Here is a 7,714-nt window from a genome sequence, read left to right as displayed (position 1 = left end):
TGCGGGTCAGTTACGCGACGGCCGTCAAACAGCACCTTAATGCCGGGCAAATCAGCCGGGGTGATGGTCTTGTATTCGGGGTGATCCGCCTGCACGATGGCAGCATCAACAGGCTCACCCATCTTGTAAGCCTCCCAGCCAAAGCCAGCGAGTTCCTCATCGGTGAACATCGGGTCATGCACAAGCACTTTAGCGCCACGCTTGCGCAGTTCATCAACAGTTGCAAAAACGCCTGAGAACGCGGTTTCTTTCACCTTGCCGCGGTAAGAAGCACCAAGCACAACAACGGTCATATTTTCGAGGCCACCGAGAACGCTCTCGAGGCGCTTAACGGAGTATTCCGGCATGGAAGCGTTGAATGTGCGGGCCGTGCGGACGATCGAGGCGTGCGGGTCGGTGGATAGGTAGAGGCGCGGGTAAACCGGAATACAGTGTCCACCAACGGCAATACCGGGGCGGTGAATGTGCGAGTAGGGCTGGGAGTTGGAGGCGTCGATGACTGCCTGTACGTCGATGCCCTGCTGGTCGGCAAATACTGCGAACTGGTTTGCAAGGCCGATGTTAACGTCCCTGTACGTGGTTTCAGCGAGCTTCGCCATTTCTGCAGCTTCAGCGGAACCGAGGTCCCACACTCCATTGGGGCGGTCCAGGTCAGGGCGCTCATCGAATTGAAGAACTGATTCGTAGAACGCAATGGCCTTCTTAGTACCTTCCGCGCTTAGGCCACCAACGAGCTTGGGGTAGCGGCGAAGGTCGGCGAATACGCGACCGGTAAGAACCCGTTCTGGGGAGAACACGAGGTGGAAGTCTTTGCCCTCTTTAAGGCCGGAGATTTCTTCAATCATTGGCTTCCAGCGACCACGCGTAGTGCCCACCGGTAACGTGGTCTCGTAGGAGATGAGCGTACCGGGCGTGAGGTTTTCTGCCAAAGACTTGGTGGCTGCGTCCATCCAGCCGAAGTCCGGTTCCCAAGTTTCGTCATTGACGAAGAGAGGAACTACGAGCACAACCGCATCCGCGCCAGGGATCGCATCGGAGTAGTCGGTGGTGGCGCGCAGCTTTCCTGCGGGAACGAGCTGCGAGAGCTTTTCCTGTAAGTGTGCTTCACCCGGGAAAGGCTCCTTCGCATCGTTGATCATCTGAACAGTTTTTTCGTTCACGTCAACGCCGATTACCTCATGGCCAGAATCTGCGAACTGTACGGCCAGGGGCAAACCGATCTTCCCCATGGCGACTACGGCGATACGCATGCGCTTCTCCATTTCAAAGATTTTCAAGAATCAAGTCACTGCCAAGTTTAACACCGGGCCAGTCGTCATTTAGGACCCTCCTAAAAGGCCGCGGAACGTGTTGCATATGCTTCAAGAACACTCTCACTGCCCATATTTCGGCGACCTGATTGGCTTCGCAAATTCGCACTTTCCCGATGTGCATCCTCTAATACACAAGATCGAACCCACTTAGGAAGACACGCACAGGTTTTTCGTGCGGCGCAGATTCCTCCATATACTCGCTTAGAACGTTGTCGAATGTTGATTGGGTTTGTTGTGAGCGCGGCTTTTCTGAAGTCAGTATCCGAGAGCGAGAGTGACCGTTCGATACCTTTTTCAGATGGTCGAAAGTGGAGGGATGAACTCCACGGAATTCGTGGAATCGCAATCCTGCTGGTGGTAAGTTTCCACATTTTCGGCAATGGCCGGGTTTCGGGCGGTATCGACATTTTCCTTGCTATAACCGGCTTCCTTGCCGTCCCCTCACTGTATCGGCGCGCTGTGGCCGGAGGCGGGTTCATTCCGCTGATGTCGCGTTTCGGCGGATTAGCGAGGCGTCTGCTTGCTCCGCTAATACCAGTGTTGCTGTTCATTGGGATCGTTGGCCCATTGGTATTGGGAGCAGCTTTCCATCCACAATTGTTTACCGAGCTGCGAGCATCCGTGCTATTCGCTGAGAATATTGAGCTGGTCAGATCTCAACTTGCCTATGATGTAGCCGGCCCCGGCACTTCTGCTTTGCAACACTTGTGGTCCACTTCGATCCAAGTTCAGTTCCACATCCTGATGCCGTTCGTATTCATGCTCTTAACTGTGCCATTGGTCAAGGCTGGACGGGATCCCAGAAAAGCTTTGATGATCTTCCTCGGGGCCGTCACAGTTGGATCGTTCCTTTATGCATGGTGGCATCAAGGTGTGTTTCAACAGGCGAACTATTTTTCTTCTATCTCTAGGCTGTGGGAACTAACGCTGCCTGGCATCCTTGGACTGACCATTTCGAAGTTCCGGCTTAATAGCGTGACGAGGGCCTGCCTGACATGGGTCGGTCTAATCATGTTGCTCTCCACTGGGTTTTTGTTTGACGGTGCTTCGGTGTTCCCCGGCCCGCAAGCACTCCTTCCTGTAGGCGGCCTGCTCCTCTTCCTCACGGGTGGAAAGAGCTACACGAGTTGGGGCGGTGACCGCCTCGTTCAGATCCGGCCCATCAAGTTCCTGGCAGACATCTCATACTCGCTCTACCTATGGCACTGGCCGGTAATCATCTTCTACTTGAACTATTTTGCCAAACCTAAGTTGGGCGTTTTCGATGCGGTGATCGTATTCACTGCGAGCCTGGCTCTAGGAACAATGGGCAAGAAACTCTTTGAAGACCGAGTTGCATCTTTATCCTTATTGAAGAACAACAAAATCGCCGTTCTTCTTGCCATCACCGTAATGCTCACAGGCGCAGGGGTTTTCCATTGGGCCACGCTCGTGAGTGAAGCCCGTTTAGAACAACGATTAGCCGTCTATAAACAGTCCGTCACCAACACGGGACATCTGGGAGCGCAAGCTCTGATATTCGACCTCGAAACAGCACCAGCGAAGCCCATTCCTGACATAGACATCGCTCTAGTGAAAGTGCCTGAAGTGTACTTTTTCGCTCCAGGCAACTCGGACAGTGAAGAGGCGTGTGTTCCTGCCAACAGCACAAACCGTACTTTTCCAACTACTTGCGAGTTTGGCGCCGAAAACGCACAGAAAACTGTTGTGCTAACGGGCGGCTCCCACGTTGGACAATGGTGGCCTGCGTTTGCGGAAATGGCAGCGCAATATAATTGGAGACTCATTCTTTTGGAACGAAGCGGGTGTCAACTAGGCCTGGATCAAGATGTTTACGAACCTGAGCTGGACATCAATAAGCAGTGCATTGAGTGGAATAAACAAGCCGTCGCCATGCTTCGTAACGAAATCGAGCCAGATCTGATTGTCACCCTCGGCACTTCCTTACAGCACGGCATGCCGGAACAAATACGTGAAAGTCAAGCGGCTGCATGGCAAGAACTCGAAGGAATTCCTCTACTCCTTTTGCGAGATAATCCGATTTTTACATTCAATCCATCAGAGTGCCTACAACAACGGGCAGATTTAAGGAAGCCTCAAGCCTACAGTCGATGCGCACCTCGCAAGGACGAGTACCAGTACTCTGCCGAATTTGATCATAAACATCCCGCTAGCTTGGCATCTAATGGTTACTATCTAGACACCACCGAAATCTTGGAAGTTGATGGCGAGTTTCAACCGATTATCGGAAACGTAATAGTCTGGCGTGATACCCACCACGTAACGGAGGCTTACGCTAGTACAACTCGGCCGTTCTTTGAACAAGCCCTCCAAGATTTCGTGCCTGACCTATTTCAATAGCACCCACTAACTGCGCCGGACCTTTCGTGGCAAGAGGAATCTTTTGGTACGACTTGTGTGATGCGCGCCCGCTAAGTCTGTATGGGCAAACGCCTTGTATAAGATTGAGGCATGAAAATCATGTCTGTGGTGGGCGCGCGCCCTCAGTTTGTAAAACTTGCTCCGATTGCGCATGCCTGTGAACGCGCTGGCGTAGAACACGTCATTGTTCACACCGGTCAGCACTACGATCCGATGCTCTCTGATGTGTTCTTCGAGGAGCTGAACATTCCAGCCCCCGATGAGCACCTTGGTGTTGGTTCCGGCTCACACGGCGTTCAGACTGGCGCGATGCTCGCTGCAATGGATGAAGTGATCTTGAAGCATGAGCCTGATTGGGTGCTGGTTTATGGCGATACAAACTCCACTCTTGCGGCTGCATTGTCTGCGGTGAAGCTTCACTTCCCTATTGCCCATCTTGAGGCCGGTTTGCGCTCGTTTAATCGACAGATGCCAGAAGAGATCAACCGCGTGCTCACTGACCATGCTGCTGATCTGCTGCTTGCCCCCACCGAGGTTGGGGCGAAGCACCTTGCCAAAGAGGGGCTGGCTGACCGCACTGTGGTTGTGGGCGACGTGATGACGGACGTGCTGGCGGAAACCCGCGCTAAGGTTGCGGATAAGCCGAGCCCGATTATGCAAGAATTTGGTTTTTCTGAGGGTGAGTATTCGTTGGCTACGATCCACCGCCCCGCTAACACCGACACTAAGGCGCAGTTGGATGCGGTGCTTGATTCACTGGGCAAGGTGGACCACCCGGTGGTGATCCTGGCGCATCCTCGCCTGGTAGCTAAAGCCAAGGAGCACGGCCTAACTATTGAGCGGGGGAATCTAAAGGTTCACGCTCCCCTGGCCTACCCTGATCTTGTTGCTTCCACGATGCATGCTCGCGGCGTGATTACTGATTCGGGCGGTTTGCAGAAGGAAGCGTTCCTGCTACGCACGCCGTGTACCACGGTTCGCCCACAAACGGAGTGGGTAGAAACTGTTGAAGCTGGCTGGAATGTGCTCGTCGATGCCGGCGCGAAGCTAGTTGAAGCCGCGTCCCGTCCACGTCCGGCCGATACTGATATCGCACCATACGGTGATGGTCACGCAGCTGAGCGCGTAGTTGAAGTGTTGCGAGAATATTCAACGAAGGCGCAGTGATGCGGGTGAAGACAAGCCCATTAGCTCACAGAATTTCCATATTTTCTGCGAGCGCTCTTGGCGCGGTACTAGTGCACCTGGTTGTACGACTAAAAGCTGGCGTCTATCCCTTCGGGACGTACAGCGGCAGAGTCCACGATTTTGGAGCACAATACCTGCCGTTCTATTCACGATTTAGAGATCAGATTCTCCAGGATAGCGGACTTTCAGGGCTGACTTTCTCATGGAACTTGGGATTAGGTGTCTCTTCGATTCCGGACTACGCCACCTATCTTGGCGGGCCAATAACACCTCTTGTTCTTCTGTTGGTTCCACGTCATCAGATACTTGCTGCTTTTCTTATCAGCATTCTGCTAAAAGTCGCTTTAGCTGCCGGCCTCATGCGACTTTTGATGCATTATTTGAGGCCAGATTTCACCGGCATCATTCCGCTTATAATCTCTGTTGGATACGCGTGCTCTAGCTGGGTGTTCGAACTCGGACAGTTCATTCCTCAGTGGCTCGACGTCTTGTATGGGATCCCGCTACTCTTTTTTGCCGCTTTAGAAATGCGCAAACCAAGACCCAGGTGGATCCTGGCCGGCGGCGCGGTGGCTCTAGTGTGGTGGGCAAATTATTACGTGGCCTTTATGGCCAGTATTGTGGCGGGCCTATTCTCCATCACCTTGGCGTTGGGGTTGGATGGTCTCAAACAAGGGCTAAAAAATGTGGCGCGCTTTGTTGCAGGTGGCGTCCTGGGTGTGGCCACTACTGCCCCTATCCTCTTACCCACCATTAATGCCTTGTTTCAAGGCGTAGGGTATGAGTCCGTAGAAAAACTCATTATTTTCGGCAAATCAGTTGCTGGAATCCGAACACTGCCGTTTACGACTACGATTACCTACGAGCCACCGCTGTACACAGGTTTTGTCGCGTTAGCGCTCTTTGCCGCCTTCTTTTTTACCCGAGATTTGACTTTGCGCTTCAAGATAGTCTGGCTGATCACAACTGCGGTGCTGCTTTTGTCTCTGACTAATATGAAGGCACAAATCGTTTGGAACCTGTTCCAAACTCCGCATGGTACGCCATATCGTTGGGTTTTTGTCATCACCGCTTGGGTGGTAGTGACGGCTACTTTAGCGTGGGAATCAAAAACCGGTAACAACCGGTTGGGTAATGGCAAGCAACTGGATGGTCCGAACTGGGGCCAAGTTGTCATCGTTGTGCTACTTGGTCCAGCTATCGTATTACTGCTGCTAAAGCGTTGGAACCTGGTTGGCTTCCCCACTGCCGGTCGCACGACCATGGCCGCCTACGTGTTTTTGCTCTGTGCCTTGCTCGCCGTCATTATGGTTGCCAGATGGTATCCAATCCGCAAGGCGGCGGTTCTGCTTGGGCGCGCATCTACAGCTCTGCTAGTGATAGCAGTTAGTTTTGAATATGTTGAGACGGGAGTTCTTGTAGATAAGGAGAGCATTCCTCGATTCGAGATAATTAACACTAGCGTTGAAGCTAAACGAATCGAATTGAGTGAGCGCCTTGCTGCCGCTGAGTGGCCCACCCACCGGCTAGGTTGGATACACGATGACTTCACGGATTTTCACGCTACTGACAACTTATCTGCCCGCTACATTTACCCTGGAACTGACTACTACTCGACGGCAGTCACGTCTCAGTACGCCAACTCCCTCACCTCTTTGGGAATGGTGACGAGCAACGGAGCGCGTTTCTCGTGGCTACCGGAAGACTCCATCCTCAAGGGCGTCCTTTCAGTTGCCTCCCCAAATGGCCTACCGACGCTTCCGATGGCTCGGGTCTATCCCGACCAGTTCACCCCGAACAACAGTGCAATGCCCACAGAATATGAAAGCCGTTCGTCTCTTAGTAACGCACCAAATCTGTACCATTTCGAGCCTGTTAGCGTTAAAAATGCCGCGACTCTTGCAGAGGAAACGGATCTGCGCGAGGGCGAAACCTACTTGTTTTCCACGTCATGTAAGCCGGGCACAACAGTGTTTGCCGGAGTGCATCGCTATGACAGGATTTCCGACGCCCCCACGGGATATCACATCGAGGAAGTAAACGGTGTTGCCGCTTCGTCGGACGGCCTGCTGGGCGAGATCGGTCAAGCTACGGAAGCTACCCAAAGTTTCACGCTACATATGGCAGCGGACAGAACACTAAATGAAAACCTGTTTGTTGGTTGCGCCGATATTAGTGAGTATCTGCGCGGCACAGAGAAAATTGTGGGCCCATCTGGCCTTGTAATTCAGGCAGAAAAGGTAACGGCTACTTTTGCGCAGCCAGTTTCTGGGGAATTCGTCTTGGCTACTCCGGCGGTCGATGGGTGGTCTTGTTCCGCTGATAAAAAGCCAATTCCGGTGTCTAGTCGAGCTGGTTTACTATCTGCAGTCGTTTCAGATGCTACGACCATTCAATGCGGCTTCACTCCCCCGCTCTTCAAGGCTGGAATCGGGATAGCTACCCTATCTCTCCTCCTACTATTTACGCCGAGTCTGGTAACTAGGCTGCGCAGGCGTCAAACACATTCGACTGAGGGAGATCAGCCCGCCGCATAAGTTCTATAGTCTGCTAACAAAGTGCGGCTGCACAGCATTTCTGACTTGTGCAACCGCATTTTCATTACCAATCGAGAATAGAAACTTACTCGATACAGGCCTCTTGCCTGCCTTCCAAAATGCAGGTGGTAGCAGTGCGTTCGAATGGGTAGTAGTCGGGTCGATCAGGCGAAGAGCAGAAGTTGATCTTGTAAATCGCTGCACTACCCCCCTGGTCGACTTTTTCAAAGCCCTTTCGGAGCGGCACGTTATAAAGCCCCGGGCGCATCATGTCTGTATCCCGCCCGTTATAGT

General features: G+C 52.9%; 5 protein-coding genes. 3 read left to right on the top strand and 2 right to left on the bottom strand.

Annotated elements, in window-relative coordinates:
* The coding region (locus Q0X28_RS08520) for a nucleotide sugar dehydrogenase (protein WP_298577658.1) at positions 1 to 1,250 on the bottom strand (1,250 nt) is incomplete at its 3' end.
* A 279-nt stretch (positions 1,251 to 1,529) separates the two neighbouring features.
* Between Q0X28_RS08520 and Q0X28_RS08515 the strand changes: the two genes are divergently transcribed.
* From Q0X28_RS08515 to Q0X28_RS08505, 3 genes are all read left to right on the top strand, one after another.
* A complete protein-coding gene (locus Q0X28_RS08515; protein ID WP_298577654.1) occupies positions 1,530 to 3,674 on the top strand; it encodes an acyltransferase family protein in 2,145 nt (714 codons plus the stop codon).
* Between the two features lie 111 nt (positions 3,675 to 3,785).
* A complete protein-coding gene (wecB, locus tag Q0X28_RS08510) occupies positions 3,786 to 4,862 on the top strand; it encodes a non-hydrolyzing UDP-N-acetylglucosamine 2-epimerase (protein WP_298577652.1) in 1,077 nt (358 codons plus the stop codon).
* Positions 4,862 to 7,420: a YfhO family protein gene (locus tag Q0X28_RS08505; RefSeq protein ID WP_298577650.1), complete on the top strand. Its 2,559-nt coding sequence runs from the start codon at positions 4,862 to 4,864 to the stop codon at positions 7,418 to 7,420. Before wecB ends, Q0X28_RS08505 begins: the two co-directional genes overlap by 1 nt.
* Before the next feature lie 85 nt (positions 7,421 to 7,505).
* Here the strand turns inward: Q0X28_RS08505 and Q0X28_RS08500 are convergent.
* The coding region (locus tag Q0X28_RS08500; protein WP_298577648.1) for a hypothetical protein at positions 7,506 to 7,714 on the bottom strand (209 nt) is incomplete at its 5' end.

It is taken from the genome of uncultured Lawsonella sp., from assembly GCF_947252745.1.
Classification (GTDB): domain Bacteria; phylum Actinomycetota; class Actinomycetes; order Mycobacteriales; family Mycobacteriaceae; genus Lawsonella.
This window is presented reverse-complemented; position numbering and strand designations above follow the sequence as displayed.

Bases quoted from the DNA above. Each gene is read 5' to 3' on its own strand.
- wecB (WP_298577652.1), top strand. From the start codon at position 3,786: ATGAAAATCATGTCTGTGGTGGGCGCGCGCCCTCAGTTTGTAAAACTT.
- Q0X28_RS08505 (WP_298577650.1), top strand. From the start codon at position 4,862: ATGCGGGTGAAGACAAGCCCATTAGCTCACAGAATTTCCATATTTTCT.
- Q0X28_RS08515 (WP_298577654.1), top strand. From the start codon at position 1,530: ATGTTGATTGGGTTTGTTGTGAGCGCGGCTTTTCTGAAGTCAGTATCC.